Raw genomic sequence first — 16,436 nt, forward strand, 5'->3', positions numbered from 1 at the left:
TACCGGTTGTAGTGCAGGATTATTCAACACGTGAAGTATTGATGTTAGCCTACGCGAATAGAGAGGCTTTAGAGAAGACGATAGAGAGTGGTTACGCACACTATTGGAGTAGATCGAGAAAGAGTCTATGGAAGAAGGGTGAGACTTCCGGGAATGTGCAAAAGGTAAGAGAGATCCTAGTAGATTGTGATGGTGATGCATTGATCTACGTGGTAGATCAGGTAGGCCCAGCATGCCATTTGAATAAACGCTCTTGCTTCTTCAGAAGGTTACTATAACATCTCAATTACTTTTATAGCCACACTTCAAAATGGTGAAGTACCATTCAATCTTATGTGTTTGTGTATAGTGTTAGATTTGGTGCCAATCGTGCAGAAAAAATAATTTTATCTTTTAAAAATCTGACACTGGTCAAAAGAACCCCGCTACTCGTTATAATACCTTAAGGTAGTTTTAACTTTCTCATCGTTCATCCTATAGTACGATTTGAGAAGTCAAGATTTCATCTAACTATGTGCTTCAATTTCGTAATTAAAAGTGAATGATCGATACTCTCCCATCTATATTTGATATAGAAGTTTGTAGCAAATATTTAATAGTGGTTTTCATTAAAATAATTAACTCGTAATGCATCCAAAAGATATCTTCGTGGGAATATACTCACCTGGGAGAAGGTTGGTCGAGTTTCAAGTCGAGATAAAGAATGTTGCAGATGCATTGGCAAAGGTTTCAACCATTATAGCGAAATTCGGTATCAACATTTACTCTGGATTTATAACGGCTTATCCAGAAAAGCCAGAAGCGCTATTCAGCTTTATAGCTGATACGACTCAAGTCAGTGTAACACCGGAGCAGTTGATCGAAGAGTTAAAAGGGCTTGATGTAGTTTTAGGGGTGAACCTCTACGAGCCGAAATTAAAAGGCTTCATAACCGATAAGTTGCACTTCCCTCTACTCGCTTTAGGGGAGAGAAGTTTAACCTTCAGGGTTGAGAGTCTGGCGGAGATGTTTAGGAGGCTCTACGAGGTATTCGGCTCAGCAGCTGCCTTCATCCTTTATCAGATGGGCTCTACACTCGGTAGTGATAAAGTAGAGAAGCTACGGATGAGCTATAATTTAAGTGATGAAGAGGTCTTGAAGATGATCTTGGATGAGCGGATTGCAAAAGGATGGTGCATACCGGAATTGATCGAGTTCGATAAAGCCAACTCGAGGGTCGTTGTAAGGGTCTATGAATTGTTCGAATGTTTACCATCTAAAGAGAAGGAGAATGAAGCCAAAAGTTACTTCTTCAAAGGGTACTTAGAAGGTGTGTTAAAGAAGGTATTAAATAGAGAAGTAAGGGTTGTAGAGGAAAGGTGTATAGCGAAGGGAGATGCTTATTGTGAATTCGTAGCCTATACTTAACTTTGAAATATGATGGAGATTAACATGATTCATCATCGGTGCTAAACTCTAATAAGCTCATAACCTTTCTAACATCACATCAAATGTTCAATCACACATTTCAAATTTATCGTAAACCTTATAGTTAACCTTCTGTAAGTATGGTGTGATTAATCGTTGTTCTTCAAGCATATTTACAAGAATTGATCGGTGGAGATACTGTTGAGTGTTAAAACCGATTCTGTTACATTGTATAAAATGAGGAGAATTCTCTCGGAGCTTTCTACGATGAAAGGTCGAGGTACGGAACTTATCTCATTATACATACCTCCGAATAAAGCGATACATGAAGTTATAAGTGCTTTGAGAGAAGAGTATGGTACAGCTGCGAATATTAAATCCGATACTACACGCACTCATGTGCAGGATGCTCTGGTGAAGACGATGCAGAGGTTGAAGCTCTACAAGGATACTCCAGAAACGGGTCTGGTAATCTTCTGTGGTGCACTACCGACAAATGGGCCCGGTAGCGAAGTGGTAAAGATTTATGAAGTAATACCTCCAAAACCGATTCAAACCTATCTATATAGATGTGATGACCATTTTCACCTAGATATTCTGCGTGATATGTTAAAGGAAGAGAAGGTGATAGGGATCTTATCGATCGATACTACCGAAGCCGGTTTCGGTATCGTCTCTGGGAGTAGCTTCGAGATTCTGGAGGTCGTCACATCTGGAGTTTCTGGCAAGACACGTGCCGGAGGACAGTCTGCGAGGAGGTATGAGCGGCTGAGGGATATGGAGATCACGTACTACTTTAATCGTGTCGCTAAACATGCGAAGAAGAACTTCCTTGAGGATTATAATGTAGAGGGTTTGATCGTGAGTGGTCCAGGGCCCACGAAGAACGACTTTCTGAAGGGTGAATATTTAGATTATCGTCTACAAAAGAATATCATCGCTATTATAGATACATCGTACGCGGGTAGTGAGGGTGTGAGAGAGACGGTAGGGAAGGCGAATAAGGTTTTAGAAGGCTTAAGGCTGATAGAGGAGAAAGAACTGGTACAAAGGTTTCTTTATGAGGTCAATGCTAGTAGCGGTTTAGCTACGTATGGTATCAATGATGTCTTGGATAACCTTCGTAAAGGTAGTGTGGATACGATCCTGATCTCCGAAGATATAGGTTCATCATTCATAAGGGTCATCTGTAAAGATTGTGGTATCGTCAAAGAGAAGGTTGTGAAGAAGGATGAGTATATTAAAGAGAAGCAACAGATGATAACGGAAGCGTGCAGTGGGTGTAAGGGTACGGATTATGAAGTAGAGGAGAAGGACTTTATAGAGTATGTAGCCGATGAGGCCGCAAACTCCGCAACCAAAGTAGAGGTGATTTCATCAAAGACTGAAGAGGGTAACATGCTCAAAAGTTTTGGGGGTATAGCTGCCATTTTAAGGTACAAATATCCAGCGTAATTTATTGCAATATTCTAATCGATCTATTCGAAGATATGCGCTCGTTTTATGTTAATTTAAGGTAAAGAAGTTTTGAAAAGTCGTTGTTAAGGTGTCAAATATGAATTTACATAAAGCTCGCATCTTCGTAATCGTAAGTGTAACGATCATCCTAACTCTAACTCTCTTTCTAATCTTATCATCTAAACCTCTTCAGATCGAGGAGGACGGTTACATTCGTGAAGCAAGGGCTCTCTTTAAGGATGTGATGGAGGGGTTGGTTAAGGTTAGGGGTTTACCATTTACCGATTCGGCCAACCTTCATGTAGTATCGATCGAATGGGTGAAAGAGAATTGGGGGAGGAGGTCTCTAGAAGCGATCATCAAAGAGGTGATGGTGGAGGAGGAGATCTATAAAGCGTTACTCTTAATCCCTGAAAATGTGAGTTTAGTAAAGGTCCGTGTAGAGCAGTCGGGATGGATTTTGGCAGCCACCATCGGATACGAAGTATACATTGTAAGAGATTACTTTGAATTGTCGAACGAGGCCCGAGCGAGAGAGATCTTTGCACATGAGCTTACACATGTCTTACAGGGCATGCACTTCCAACGGCCCAATATCAAATTTCATGATGAGAAACAGGCCTGGACATCTCTGATCGAGGGTGATGCAATATTGACCACTAGGATGTACATGGCATTCTGGAAATCTTCATCCACAACTTCCATATCATCAGCCCCTAAAGATCTATCGAAGAGCTTTAAAGATCCATTGAGGGAGATATGGTTATTCCCGTACGAATATGGTAAAAAATTTGTGGAAAAGATATTTGAGTACCAAGGCTGGGATGGTGTAAATGGCCTATACAGAAGGGTGCCGAGGAGTACAACAGAGATCATGCATCCAGAGAAGTATCTCCAAGGATGGAGATTCGTCGAGGTCGATCTGGTAAAGCTCGATGGTTGGGAGCAGGTAAGGGTGGAACGTTTTGGGGAGCACTTTATACTTGTGATGTTAGGTACACATATGCCTATAGAGAGGGCTATGAAAGCGGCCGAAGGATGGATGGGCGATAAATTCATCTACTATAAGAAAGATGGTAACCGTCTATTCTTATGGAGGATTGTGTGGGAGTCTGAGGAGGATGGTATCGAGTTTGAAGGATCGTTCAATCACCTGATGAGGGTGGTGAAGGGTGTAGAGTTGGCCCCAAACTACTGGAAGTTACCGAAGCAGTATATCTACATTGTAAGAAGAGGCCCTGAAGTATTTATAATAGGCTCTTCTATAGAGGTAGATGAGTTATTGAAGGAGTTATCTATACAAAAAGAGATTTTAACGGTAATCGCTCGGTAATTATTTTGGTAATTCTAAATATGAGATTTTGTTGAGAAGTTAAATTATTCTCAATATTGATAGACTTCGTTGAGTCGAACGATCGAATTTAAAAGGATAAGTTTATTATACAAATTTCCGATCATAACCATTAGCATATAGCATATAGCGTATTGGAATATCACGATGATGATCGAAGATGGCCTTCAAACCTAAAATCGTTGAAAAGACTTGGAATCCCGAATTGGAGCGAAGGATCTTTGCTGAGTGGGAAGAAGAGGGCATATACAAATTCAACATCGATACAGAACGTGAGATCTTCTCTATAGATACACCACCACCATACCCATCGGGAAGGCCTTGGCATATCGGTGCTGCAGCCCATTATTCACAGATCGATATGATCGCCAGAACGGCGAGGATGATGAATTATGAAGTCTACTTCCCAATAGGCATCGATCGAAATGGCCTACCTGTGGAGCTATACACAGAGAGAAAGTACAAAGTCAATATTCGCAATTTGGCTAGGGAAGAATTTATCGAACTTTGTAAAAATGCTCTGGATGAGTTAGAGGCGGAGATGATTGAGATTATGAAGATGATGGGGCTCAGTGGAGATTTTGCGAATTATTACCGTACAGATTCTGAAGATTACAGAAGGTTGACCCAAGCAACCTTCATCGAATTGTGGAAGAGGGGTTTGATCTATGAAGCTACTCGGCCGAACAACTACTGTTCAGACTGTGGGACTACGATAGCGGATGCTGAGGTGGTCTACGTAGAGCTTCCGAGCCAACTCGTTTACATAAAGTTTAAGGTGAAAGAGACCGGTGAAGATCTGATCGTAGCTACCACAAGGCCAGAGCTCTTATGCTCTTGCCAATTGATCATCGTACATCCGGAAGATCAAAGGTATAAGCATCTACATAATTTACATGCGACGATACCCCTCTACAATAGAGATGTAGAGATTAGACCGCATCCCAGTGCGAAGCCAGAATTTGGTAGCGGTGCTGCGATGATCTGTAGTTATGGGGATTATACCGATGTACTCCTATTTAGAGAATTGGGGTTGAAGGAGATTATAGCGATCGATGAAGATGGTAAGATTACAGATGTTGGTGGTATCATCGCGGGATTGAAGGTAGTTGAAGCACGTAAAAAGATCATCGATGAATTAAATCGTAAAGGGCTGATCACGAAGGTGGAGGAGATAAAGCATCGCACACCAGTCTGTGAAAGGAGCGGCACACCCATCGAAATCATACCTATGAAAGAATACTATTTGAAACAGATCGATTTGGTACCGACACTTAAGAATTTAGCGAAAGGTATGATCTTTCATCCGGAAGTACATAGGCAGATATTACTCGATTGGCTCGATTCGATAAAGATCGACTGGGCAATCTCAAGGAGAAGGTACTATGCTACAGAGATCCCCGTATGGTATTGTAAGAAGTGTGGCGAACCTCATGTACCCGAGCCCGGGCCGTACTACAGACCTTGGAAGGATAAACCTCCATTCAAAAGGTGTAGAAGGTGCGATAGTGAAGAATTCGTTGGCGATTCTAGAACTTTAGATACATGGGTAGATTCGAGTATATCGCCACTCTACATATCAAAATACTTGAAGGATGAAAGGCTCTTCAATATTCTATATCCTACAACCTTGAGGCCTCAGGCTAAAGATATCATTAGGACCTGGTTACATTATACAATCTTAAGATGCTATCAACTTACGAATAAAGCACCCTTCAAGCACGTGTGGATCATGGGCTATGGGGTTGATGAGAAAGGGGAGAGGATGAGTAAGAGTAAAGGGAATGTAATAGACCCCATTCCGATCTTAAAGAAGTACGGTGCAGACACATTCAGATTCTGGGCAGCTTCAGAAGCGCGGTTGGGCTCCGATTTTCGATGTTCAGAGAAGAAGATCGCGACCGTTAAAAACTTCCTCACAAAACTCTGGAATATCTCAAGGTTCATCTCAAGCTTCCCTCAACCGACCGAAGCGAATCTGACACCTTCAGATAGATGGATCCTCGGCGAACTCTCCAAGTTGATAGATGAATGCCTTGAGGGCTACAGGGATTTTGACTTTTATATACCATCTAACAAGATCAGAGAGTTCTCTTGGAATCTATTCGCAGCACATTATATAGAGATGGTCAAACCTAGAGCCTATGGATTGGGATTCTCTGGTGAGGAACAGAGCGCTGCCTGGTATACATTACACACCTGTCTAAGAACGATACTCTTACTTTCAGCACCCATAATTCCATTCATCACAGAGTGCATCTGGCAGAGTCTCTACAGTAGTGAAAGTATACATAAACAGACGTTCCCCAAGGCAGAATGGGATACGAAATTGACTTCACTTACAAAAGTATTGATCGATTTCAATTCGAAGGTTTGGAATATGAAGAAAGAGAGGGGATTATCGTTAAGGAGCCAGATTCACATCGAAATTCCGAGTGAATTGAAGATATTTGAGAGGGATTTGAAAGCGATGCATAACATCGTATAGTATTATCGTATAGCATCTAGGTATAATCGTATGGATGGTATGATTGTGATATTTTTAGATCGGGATCGATTTCTCACACAATATCCTTTAACCTTTCATCATAATTAAGTATAATTTATTTATAGGTGGGTGGTGAAGAGGCTATTGGGATAATGGATGATAGAAATCAGATGGCATGGTAGAGGGGGTCAAGGGGTAGTAACGGCAGCTGTGCTACTCGCCAGAGCGGTGATCAACGAGAATAGATATGCACAGGCATTCGCAGAGTTCGGCCCCGAGCGGAGAGGAGCGCCTGTAGTAGCGTTTACGAGGATCGATGATAAACCGATCTATGTAAGGTGCAATATATACAATCCCGATATCGTTGTGATCCTCACTCCAGCACTCACATCGACCGTAAATGTTACCGATGGATTGAAGAATGGTGGAGGGATCATTATAAATACGACGAAGCAGCCAGAAGAGATTAAGAAGATGATGAATATAGATGGATTTGTGGCAACGGTAAATGCGACGAAGATCTCCATCGATGAATTATCAGCCCCGATCGTAAATACGGCGATATTGGGGAGTGTAGTGAGGGCTACAGAATTGGTAAAGCTCGATACGATCGTAGATGTGGTGCGCGAAAGGTTTAAAGGAGGTATCGGTGAGAGGAATGTTAAAGCAGTTTTGAGGGCCTATGAAGAGACCAAAGTATTAAAGTGAGGTGGTGTGATGTCTGGGTTAAAATCCTGGAGAGAGATACCGATAGGTTGTAAAACTACTTCTCCGGGGAGTACTGTAAGAATTAAAACTGGTACGTGGAGAGATTTCCGACCTGTTGTGAATTGGGAGAAGTGCACCAAGTGTATGCTCTGCTACATCTACTGCCCCGATGGTACGATATTCCCAGAATCCTCTTATGTAGATTATGACCATTGCAAAGGGTGTGGAATATGTGCAAAGGAGTGTCCAGTAAAGGTCATTACGATGGTGGAGGAGGTGATATGAATGAAGACTGAAAGGCTACCTTTACCCACAAATTATGCAGTAGCTTACGCTGCGAAATCTTGTGATGTGGACGTGGTAGCAGCATACCCCATCACACCTCAGAGCGATATCGTGGAGCGAATCGCTCAATTTATAGCTGATGGTGAGCTCAACGCAGAGTATATTCCGGTCGAATCTGAACACTCTGCCCTTAGCGCATGTATAGGTGCTTCTGCAGCGGGGGCACGAGCATTTACAGCAACATGTTCACAAGGCTTGGCTTTAATGCATGAATGTCTATTCATCGCATCGGGCTGTAGACTCCCCATTGTGATGTGTGTATCGTGTAGGACTCTATCTACACCTATAAACATTCATACAGATTATCAAGATTCTATGTCATCGAGGGACTGTGGCTGGGTACAGATCTACGTATCATCGGCCCAAGAAGGTTACGATTCGGTGATTCAAGGTTATAAATTAGCTGAGCTCGATGAAATCCTGATACCTGTAATGGTCTGTTACGATGGTTATGTATTGAGCCATACTTATGAGCCCGTAATTGTACATAGTGATAAAGATGTTCTTGCCTTCGCACCGAAGAATGTAAAGCGAGTATTGAACCCTGATGAGCCCGTAACCCTTGGTGTCTTCTGTTTACCAAACTACGAATATGAGTTCAAATATCAACTCATAGATGCTCTTAGTAAAGTGCCGAATGCATTGAAGATCGTTGATAAAGAATTTGGCGAGTATTTCGGTAGAAGTTATGGGCTCTACGAATGTTATAGAATGGACGATGCCGAATACGTCTTAGCTACAATGGGTGCCGTGGCGAGTACGGCTAGAGTAGCTATAGATGAACTCCGCCAAGAAGGTTTGAAAGTGGGTCTATTTAGACCTCGATTATTCAGACCGTGCCCAAGTGATGAATGGAGGGATATACTATCGAAGTTCGAGTTAGTCACCGTTATAGATAGATCGATCAGCTTTGGGAGTGTTGCTGGACCGCTCCTATTCGAAATACTTGGTGTCTTTATGAATGAGAGGGAGAGGCCGATGTTCACAAACTTCATAGCAGGTATTGGTGGGAGAGACGTTACAGTAAACGATATAAAGAGTATGTTTAGAAGATCTTTGGAGGCTTATCGAGAGAAAAGATCGGTAAGAAGCTGTGAATATTATGGTGTGAGGTGGTAAATGAATGTACACATTCTATAAGACTGTAAGAGATATTCCAAAGGAGGAGTACCTTGCACCGGGCCATGGGTTATGCCAAGGCTGCCCTGAAGGTACCCTTGTACGCTGGGTAACGAAGGTGGCTGGAAAGGATTGTATCATCGTGACACCTACAGGCTGCCTGGAGGTTTCCACATCCATATTTCCAGATACCGCTTGGAGGGTCCCTTGGGTCCACATCGCCTTTGAAAATGCTGGTGCTGTAGCTTCTGGAATAGAAGCTGCTTTAAAATCTCTGAAGAAGAAGGGTGTAATTCCACAAGATAGAAAGATTCATGTGATAGTAATTGCGGGAGATGGTGGTACAACAGATATAGGATTTCAATCGTTGAGTGGGATGCTCGAAAGAGGGCACGATGTAGTCTATATATGCCAAGATAATGAAGCTTACATGAATACTGGTATACAGAGGAGTGGGTCTACACCATTCGGAGCGTGGGCTACAACTTCTCCAGTGGGGAAGGTATTGAAGGGCAAGATGCAGCAGAAGAAGGATATGCTCGGAATAGCGGCGGCCCACAGAATACCTTACGTAGCCTCAGCCGCCATTTCACCATACTGGAGAGATCTATTCAATAAGGTGAAGACAGCTATAGATGTAGAAGGGCCCGCATATATTCATGTCCTCTCACCCTGCCCGACTGGATGGAGGTACGACCCGAGCCTCACGATAGAGGTTGGTAAGTTAGCTGTGCAGACGGGTATGTGGGTCCTCTATGAAATTTATAAAGGTAAGATGACGGTGAATGTAAGAGTTCCGAAGAGGAAGAGGGTAGAGGAATACCTTAAGATTCAAGGCCGCTTCGCACATCTGACGGAAGATATGATCGAAGAAATTCAGAAGCAGGTCGATGAATACGTCGCTGAAATAAATAAGATGGTTGGAGAGGAAGTAATAGGTCCTGTCGAAGGTTAGAATTTCGATCGATCATCAAATCGTTTCATTCCAATCCATAATCATTACTTCAGTCCTTAGCATCAAGGATCTTATGAGCAAAATAAAAAAAGAATATTCTTTAACAGACTTTATGACCACAGAGAATTATACGCGTATCTACAACCTTTAAATCTTTACCACGAACGATGATCGGATTCAGATCGATCTGTAAAAACTCTGGATACGTAATGGAGAGTTCAGATAATGTAAGAATCACATTCTTTAGTGCATCGATATCTACGGGAGGACTACCTCTAAAGCTATCGAGTACTCTACGCCCTTTAATTTCATTTATCATCTCCTCAGCATCGATACTACTTAATGGAGCGACTCTGAATGAAACATCTTTTAATACTTCAATGAATATGCCACCTAGGCCGAACATGATAGTGGGTCCAAATGAACGGTCTCTTAACATACCTACAACTACCTCTATACCACTTGGGACCATCTCTTCCACCAATACGCCTAAGATTCTAGCATTCGGTACTCGCTCTCTAACATTCTTTAATATCCTTTGATAGGCTGAATGGAGCTCATCCTCATCCTTTAGATTTAACTCTACCCCTCCCACATCAGATTTATGAATGATATCTGGCGAGACCACTTTTATTACTAGTGGATAGTTTAACACCGCTCCATAATTTAATACTTCATTCAAATCCTTAGCGAAGAAGAACCTGGGTGTTGGTATTCCATGCTCCATACATACTAACTTCCCCTCATGCTCCAAAAGTATACTACGTCCTTCTTTAATTGCTCCTTCGATTATCTCCAGAACCTTCTTCTTTCTCTCCATTAACGTTAACTTAAATACATTCAATCTATTAAACCTTAATAAACCTTAAAGTTTTTATATAACGCCGTTATAAAAATATTTGATGGGTAATGCCAAAAATCTCCATTATAATTTCCTCAGAAAGGTTGGATAAGTTATTCCCAGCCGTAACGTTAGCGACTTCAGCAGCTGTCATGGGTTGGGATTCAGAAATATTCTTTACCTTCTGGGGTCTCTTAGCTTTAAAGAAAGATTACGAGCCGAGTGAAGTTAGCTCAGATTATAAGTGTTACGAGAATGAGTTGAAGAAGGCAGTCAGCTCTGGAGCTATGCCGAGTTGGCGTGATGTATTGATTCAAGGCAAGAAGACAGGGAGGTTAAAGGTTTACGCCTGCTCCACGACGATGGACCTTCTTAAAATAAAGGCCGAGGATCTGATAGAATATGTGGATGATATCGTCGGAGCACCTACCTTTTTAAGTAGAGCGAAAGATTCAGATATCAATCTTTTCATATAGTGGTGTGATCTTGAAGATCGATCTAATCGTCGATTCTCGATATAAATCTTGTCCAGGCCCGCTTTTATCACTCGTTAAAGCGATGGAAAGGCTCAATCCAGGTCAAGTAATCATGCTCTTGGCTACAGATCCCGCCGCTCCTAACGATATTAAAGAGTGGGCTTCGAGTGTAGGCCACAAAGTTCTAAAGGTTGAGAAGATCGATGAAGTATATCACATATACGTGGAGGTATAACATTGAGTTATAGTGATCTATCAAAGTCTATAAATGAGCTTATTGAGTCACATGGTATACCGAAGAGAGAGGTTTATTTGGATAATGAGAACTCTGGCCTAATAATTCCCGAAGTCTTAAAGGCTATCGAAGATGCTTATAAATGGGATGGTAAGGGGCACCCTTCTATAACCCACCTGATGGGTTGGATCAGTTATCAATCACTATACAAAGCGACCGAAAGTATCGCTTCAATACTCAATTGTAATCCAGAGGAGATCGTCTACACTCACAGTGGTACTGAAGCGAATAATTTGGCTATAATGGGCTCAGCCATAAATTCGATGAGGAGAAAAATCCTTATCTCAAGTATAGAGCATTTAAGTGTAATATTCTCAGCTGAAAGGCTTGAAAGGTATGGGTTTAAGGTTATGAAGATACCAGTCGATAAAGAGGGCTTTATCGATTTAGAGTTTTTATCGAAGCATATCGATAAAGAGACGTTTATGGTGAGTGTGGCAGCGGTAAATCATGAAATAGGCACTATACAGGATATTAAGGCTATAGCAGATATCGTCAAAGGTAAAGATAAGGATATTTTGATTCATACGGATGCCTGTGATGCCCTCGGAAGAATCCCTTTAGATATGAAGAAGCTTGGTATCGATTTGGCATCCTTCAGTAGCCACAAGGTTTATGGGCCTAAAGGTGTAGGTGCATTGTACGTTAGAGAGGGAATAAAGCTCGAATCGATAATTCATGGCCAACTTAGCACACAAAAGCTTTGGCCGGGTGTTGAGAATGTACCGGGAATAGTAGGTTTCTCTAGAGCGGTCGAATTTATGCATAAAAATCTTAGAGAGAATGTGTTGAAGATGATGGAGCTCAGAGATCGTTTGATAAATAATATCCTCGAAAGGGTTAACCATACACTATTGAATGGGCCATTCGGTGATAAGCGAGCTCCAGATAACGTGAATATCAGCTTTCTTTATTGTGAAGGAGAGGCCTTAACCGTTGAATTGAGCTTGAATGGCATCTATGTTTCCAGTGGGAGTGCCTGTACCAGTCGTGTGTTAGAGCCCAGCCATGTACTATTGGCGATTGGGAGAAGGTATGAGGAGGCCCATGGGAGTTTGTTAATGAAGGTCACACCATTTCATACAGTATCCGATATAGATTACGTTTTAGAGATTTTACCGAAGGTTGTGAAGAGAATTAGGTTTATGAGCCCGATTAAACCTTCAGAGGGGTAAGGGATGAGATAAATTGTCGAGTAGAGTTCCTTTAACGTATGGAAAGAAAGTCCTCGAATTATTTAGGAATCCGAAGAATCTCGGTAAGATAGAGGATGCTAACGCTTCAGCATTGGCTGGCAGCCTGGCGTGTGGAGATATGATCGCAATATACTTAAAGGTTGATGAATTGAATGAGAAGATCATCGATGCCAAATTTGAGAGTTATGGTTGTGCAGCGAATATAGCTGCAGCGAGCATATTGACTGAGATGGTTAAGGGGAAGGGTTTAAAAGATGCGTGGAGAATCTCTTGGAGAGATATATCGGATGAACTCGGTGGTTTACCATCGGTCAAATACCATTGTGGTATACTCGCTGTTGGAGCGCTTAGAAGGGCTATAAGGGCATATTATGCGAATAAACACTCAGAGTGGCTTCCAAAGGATCTCACACAGGAGGAAAGGCACGCATTAGAGGAAGAGAAGTTGATGGAAGTTCTAGCAAAAAGGGTACAGAGATCTTTGAGTAACGAATGATCGAAAAAATAGTAATTAATAATATCGCTTTTTTGCGAAGTATATTATGATGTTATCTTTAATCATCGATTAGTACTCGATCAGAGACCTCCAATGAAGAATGATGTATATTCGTTATGGTGCGAAGACTTCTTCGATATCCATACATACGATCGTTTCTGTATTCGTGATTCCGGGAATATTCCGCAACTTCACGGCCATTTGAACACCACTCTTAAGGTCTGGCCCTTCATGTAAAACGACCACATCCCTCGCTCCAAATGTTAAGTATACACCTTTTACCCCACTTAACTTTGGTATCTTCTCAGCTACAGCTAGATACGCTTCCTTCTCCCTCTTCGATTCTATATTTGCAAACGTTATGAAGAGCATACCATTAACCCCAAACAAATTAATACTTAAAACTCTTACTCTTTAATATAGTGGTGGATTGAGAAGAGAGACTTTCGATGATGAATGGATCGAGGAGACTTATTCACAGATGAAGTACATTATTGAGCCGAAGTCTGTAGCGATCGTAGGAGCTACAGATGTGAGAGGTAAGGTAGGTGAGGCGGTTACACGAAATGCACTTACTAGTGGTTATCATGGGAGAATATATCTCATAAATCCAAATCGCGATACAATATTCGGTAGAAAATCATATCCAAGTATCAAAGATATAGATGAAAAGATCGATCTGGTCGAAGTGATCGTGCCAGCGGAAAGAGTGATCGAGGTTATAGATGAAGCTGCAAGAAAGGGCGCTAAAGGAGCAATTGTAGTATCGGCGGGATTTGCCGAGGTGGGGAATAAAAATTTACAGGATGAGTTGGTTAAAGTCGGTAGAGAGAATAATGTTAGAATCATTGGACCAAATTGCTTTGGAATCATCAATACAGAAATCAATTTAGATCTCACATTTACTTTTACGAGGGCTCTAAAGGGATCGATTTCATTCATCTCTCAAAGTGGTGCGATGTGCTGTGGTGTATTGGATTATGCATCACAACAAGAAGTCGGATTCTCCAAATTTATCAATCTTGGCAATAAATGTGATGTGGATGAAGCTGACATACTCGCTTACTTGATGAAGGACCAACAGACCAATGTTATAGCTATGTATATTGAGGAAGTAAAAGAGGGTAGAAAGTTGATCGAGGTTGCGAGGCTCGTTACGAAGAAGAAGCCAGTTGTAGCGATAAAGTCTGGTGTGAGTGAAGCTGGCTCAAGGGCTGCCATGTCACACACAGGCTCTATGGCGGGCTCTGATGAGGTGATCAGGGGTGCTTTTAAGCAGGCACGTATAATCCGTGTAGATGATGTAGAGGAGTTGCTCGATATAGTAGTAGCATTTTCATATCAACTGGTGATGAAAGGTAGGAATGTAGCGATAGTGAGTAACGCTGGTGGGCTCGGTGTGATGGTTGCCGATTGGTGCTCCAAATTTGGTTTGAATATCCCAGCATTTTCAAAAGAGTTAAAGGAGAAGCTTTACACATACTTACCACGTATCGCCTCCTGTAATAACCCCGTAGATATGACTGGAAGTGCAGATTATGATTATTATTCGAAGGTATTAGAGGTTATATCGAATGAAGAATCTATAGATGGGATAATCTGCATATATGTTTCACAAGGTATAGTAACATCGGATGGACCGGCTAGGGCTGTTGTGGAAATATCTAAGAAGTCCAAAAAGCCGATACTGGCCTTCTGGATGGGTGGTGTGAGTATAATCGAGGGTTTAAGGATATTGAAGGAGGGTAAGATTCCATCATATTCATCACCGGCAAGGGTTGCGAGGGTGATGTCGGCATTGAGCGATTATGGAAGGTACATATCTTAATCGGCTTAAATAAATATAGATCGAACATCTCGTAGAAATTTTCATTGGAAATTCTAATATGGCTTTACCATCCTAGGCTCATAGCTTTAAGGTAGTATCTTTTAACTCTCAGCTTTCTTAGGTGTAACATACTTTATCATACCCAAGCCCGCCGTCCTCCTTACTCCCGTATTTGTTATTTCAGCCATCTTCAATAGGGCTGCTGCAACCTTTGCATACTTCTCTCTATACATCTCCTCTCTTATCGCGAATCTTACCAGGCCCATAAATCCCGTTATCCACTTGCTCGTTGTGGGGTGCTCATAGACACGAACGGTCCTTATCCCCGGCTTCGGATATCCCGCGATCACTATAGCGTTTTCGACCCATCTCAGCACTTTCGATGTGTCGAGATGTGCATCAGAGAATGCCGACCATAATCTGACGAGGTTCCTGAACATCAACGATGGTATCGGTAATGGTACATTTACACCTCTGCACCGAACAGCATATTCACAAGGCCCACCCATCCTCTGCCCTTCCCTAACCATATGTGTATAGTTGATATAGTGTGGACAGTCTGGGCAGCAATCGTAGATGGAGCGCCTAAAGCTCGTGGGCGTTAGAAACTTTACAGCGAACCTTTCGGGCAATGGTTCAGCATTTAACAGTAGATCGGAGAATCTGTAGGTATTGACAGATACACCCACGACCTTCGTCTTCACATCGATCAAATCTACGTACAATTCGGGCTTGAGAATCGCCTCTTTAAAGATTTCAGAGAGTTTTTCATCGACGATCGAAAAGGAAACATTGACGAGTGAGGGTGCTGGGAGTGTGCGATAGACGATCTTAGAGGGAGGTGGGAATTCTATAAGGAATGGTGTCGATGACCAAGGTGCCAACTTCTTCGATGAGTGCAAGCTTTCAGCGAAGCTTTCATCGATAGATCTGACCAGATTGTAAAATATACCACAGGCAGCAAAACCGGAGAAGCTTTGGAATGTAACGGGCTGCTCAACGAGTAGCCTAAAGATGAAGGAAGATATGGTCGACAATTTTTACACTCTAATTATACTCCTATACGCTATTTATACATACTTCTTCTTTTTTCTTTTTTCCTTTTTCCCTTTTACTCTCTTCTTTCTTCTTATATTTTATCGAAGATTTACATCTCTATTCAACTACTAGATCGATTCCATCTTTGATATAGAGTGTAAATATAAGTGCCAAATAATATAAATAGGTAAGTAGGGAGTAAAGATGTCTCAACCATTCGATGCCGTGGTGTTGACACTGGGATTTGAGCCTGGACCTTTGATAAGGGCTGTTGCTTCATATAACCTAAAGCCCAATGGCTCCATCATAACCTTTACACCAAGCTTTAGTGATGAGAGAGCTGAGAATGCCTACATGGAGTTGAAGAGGATCTGTGATATAATCTTCAAAAACGTACAGTTAAATTTTCAAAAGGTTGAGGTAGATTTGACAGAT

At 41.9% G+C, this 16,436-nt stretch carries 18 protein-coding genes; 15 read left to right on the forward strand and 3 right to left on the reverse strand.

Annotated features, from left to right (window positions below; genetic code table 11):
* From hisI to porB, 9 genes are all read left to right on the forward strand, one after another.
* Positions 1 to 278 (forward strand): phosphoribosyl-AMP cyclohydrolase (gene hisI, locus NZ896_04410; GenBank protein MCS7116697.1); only part of this gene is annotated, 278 nt, incomplete at its 5' end.
* A 397-nt stretch (positions 279 to 675) separates the two neighbouring features.
* On the forward strand, positions 676 to 1,407 hold the full coding sequence (locus tag NZ896_04415; GenBank protein ID MCS7116698.1) for a hypothetical protein: 732 nt from the start codon (positions 676 to 678) through the stop codon (positions 1,405 to 1,407).
* 201 nt (positions 1,408 to 1,608) lie between these two features.
* Positions 1,609 to 2,862 carry a peptide chain release factor aRF-1 gene (gene prf1 / locus NZ896_04420; GenBank protein MCS7116699.1) on the forward strand — a complete coding sequence of 418 codons (1,254 nt, stop codon included), beginning with the start codon at positions 1,609 to 1,611 and terminating at the stop codon, positions 2,860 to 2,862.
* 100 nt (positions 2,863 to 2,962) lie between these two features.
* On the forward strand, positions 2,963 to 4,198 hold the full coding sequence (locus NZ896_04425) for a DUF4157 domain-containing protein (GenBank protein ID MCS7116700.1): 1,236 nt from the start codon (positions 2,963 to 2,965) through the stop codon (positions 4,196 to 4,198).
* A gap of 178 nt (positions 4,199 to 4,376) precedes the next feature.
* Positions 4,377 to 6,704, forward strand: coding sequence for a valine--tRNA ligase (locus tag NZ896_04430; GenBank protein MCS7116701.1), 2,328 nt, complete (start codon positions 4,377 to 4,379; stop codon positions 6,702 to 6,704).
* Positions 6,705 to 6,860: 156 nt separating this feature from the next.
* On the forward strand, positions 6,861 to 7,412 hold the full coding sequence (locus NZ896_04435; protein MCS7116702.1) for a pyruvate ferredoxin oxidoreductase subunit gamma: 552 nt from the start codon (positions 6,861 to 6,863) through the stop codon (positions 7,410 to 7,412).
* Between the two features lie 9 nt (positions 7,413 to 7,421).
* A complete protein-coding gene (locus tag NZ896_04440; protein MCS7116703.1) occupies positions 7,422 to 7,697 on the forward strand; it encodes a 4Fe-4S binding protein in 276 nt (91 codons plus the stop codon).
* Positions 7,698 to 8,876 carry a hypothetical protein gene (locus tag NZ896_04445; GenBank protein ID MCS7116704.1) on the forward strand — a complete coding sequence of 393 codons (1,179 nt, stop codon included), beginning with the start codon at positions 7,698 to 7,700 and terminating at the stop codon, positions 8,874 to 8,876.
* Positions 8,877 to 8,880: 4 nt separating this feature from the next.
* The gene (gene porB / locus NZ896_04450; protein ID MCS7116705.1) at positions 8,881 to 9,831 is read left to right on the forward strand and encodes a pyruvate synthase subunit PorB; all 951 of its coding nucleotides are present in this window, start codon (positions 8,881 to 8,883) and stop codon (positions 9,829 to 9,831) included.
* A 100-nt stretch (positions 9,832 to 9,931) separates the two neighbouring features.
* Here porB and NZ896_04455 read toward each other — a convergent pair whose 3' ends face one another.
* A complete protein-coding gene (locus tag NZ896_04455) occupies positions 9,932 to 10,675 on the reverse strand; it encodes an acetate--CoA ligase family protein (protein ID MCS7116706.1) in 744 nt (247 codons plus the stop codon).
* Between the two features lie 65 nt (positions 10,676 to 10,740).
* On the opposite strand from NZ896_04455, the gene NZ896_04460 reads away from it, so the two are divergent.
* Genes NZ896_04460 through NZ896_04475 form a run of 4 tightly spaced genes read left to right on the forward strand, consistent with a single transcriptional unit; the run spans position 10,741 to position 13,135 of the window.
* Entirely contained in the window at positions 10,741 to 11,148 is a 408-nt protein-coding gene (locus NZ896_04460; GenBank protein MCS7116707.1) for a DsrE/DsrF/DrsH-like family protein, read from the forward strand.
* Positions 11,149 to 11,158: 10 nt separating this feature from the next.
* Positions 11,159 to 11,383: a sulfurtransferase TusA family protein gene (locus NZ896_04465; GenBank protein ID MCS7116708.1), complete on the forward strand. Its 225-nt coding sequence runs from the start codon at positions 11,159 to 11,161 to the stop codon at positions 11,381 to 11,383.
* A gap of 2 nt (positions 11,384 to 11,385) precedes the next feature.
* The gene (locus NZ896_04470) at positions 11,386 to 12,618 is read left to right on the forward strand and encodes a cysteine desulfurase (protein MCS7116709.1); all 1,233 of its coding nucleotides are present in this window, start codon (positions 11,386 to 11,388) and stop codon (positions 12,616 to 12,618) included.
* Between the two features lie 13 nt (positions 12,619 to 12,631).
* Entirely contained in the window at positions 12,632 to 13,135 is a 504-nt protein-coding gene (locus tag NZ896_04475; protein MCS7116710.1) for an iron-sulfur cluster assembly scaffold protein, read from the forward strand.
* Between the two features lie 114 nt (positions 13,136 to 13,249).
* On the opposite strand, the gene NZ896_04480 is transcribed toward NZ896_04475, so the two are convergent.
* Positions 13,250 to 13,507, reverse strand: a complete 258-nt coding sequence (locus tag NZ896_04480) for an Lrp/AsnC ligand binding domain-containing protein (GenBank protein MCS7116711.1) — start codon at positions 13,505 to 13,507, stop codon at positions 13,250 to 13,252.
* Between the two features lie 58 nt (positions 13,508 to 13,565).
* Between NZ896_04480 and NZ896_04485 the strand changes: the two genes are divergently transcribed.
* Positions 13,566 to 14,963, forward strand: coding sequence for a CoA-binding protein (locus NZ896_04485; GenBank protein MCS7116712.1), 1,398 nt, complete (start codon positions 13,566 to 13,568; stop codon positions 14,961 to 14,963).
* Between the two features lie 101 nt (positions 14,964 to 15,064).
* Here the strand turns inward: NZ896_04485 and cas6 are convergent, their stop codons facing one another.
* A complete protein-coding gene (gene cas6 / locus NZ896_04490; protein ID MCS7116713.1) occupies positions 15,065 to 16,000 on the reverse strand; it encodes a CRISPR system precrRNA processing endoribonuclease RAMP protein Cas6 in 936 nt (311 codons plus the stop codon).
* Positions 16,001 to 16,205: 205 nt separating this feature from the next.
* On the opposite strand from cas6, the gene NZ896_04495 reads away from it, so the two are divergent.
* Positions 16,206 to 16,436 (forward strand): hypothetical protein (locus NZ896_04495; protein ID MCS7116714.1); only part of this gene is annotated, 231 nt, incomplete at its 3' end.

Source organism: Nitrososphaerales archaeon (assembly GCA_025058425.1).
In the GTDB taxonomy this organism is placed as follows: Archaea; Thermoproteota; Nitrososphaeria; order Nitrososphaerales; family JANXEG01; genus JANXEG01.

Excerpts from the sequence above, each read along its gene's own strand:
- NZ896_04425 (MCS7116700.1), top strand. The coding sequence starts at position 2,963 with ATGAATTTACATAAAGCTCGCATCTTCGTAATCGTAAGTGTAACGATC.
- NZ896_04430 (MCS7116701.1), top strand. The coding sequence starts at position 4,377 with ATGGCCTTCAAACCTAAAATCGTTGAAAAGACTTGGAATCCCGAATTG.
- NZ896_04435 (MCS7116702.1), top strand. The coding sequence starts at position 6,861 with ATGATAGAAATCAGATGGCATGGTAGAGGGGGTCAAGGGGTAGTAACG.
- NZ896_04440 (MCS7116703.1), top strand. The coding sequence starts at position 7,422 with ATGTCTGGGTTAAAATCCTGGAGAGAGATACCGATAGGTTGTAAAACT.
- NZ896_04445 (MCS7116704.1), top strand. The coding sequence starts at position 7,698 with ATGAAGACTGAAAGGCTACCTTTACCCACAAATTATGCAGTAGCTTAC.
- porB (MCS7116705.1), top strand. The coding sequence starts at position 8,881 with ATGTACACATTCTATAAGACTGTAAGAGATATTCCAAAGGAGGAGTAC.
- NZ896_04460 (MCS7116707.1), top strand. The coding sequence starts at position 10,741 with ATGCCAAAAATCTCCATTATAATTTCCTCAGAAAGGTTGGATAAGTTA.
- NZ896_04480 (MCS7116711.1), bottom strand. The coding sequence starts at position 13,507 with ATGCTCTTCATAACGTTTGCAAATATAGAATCGAAGAGGGAGAAGGAA.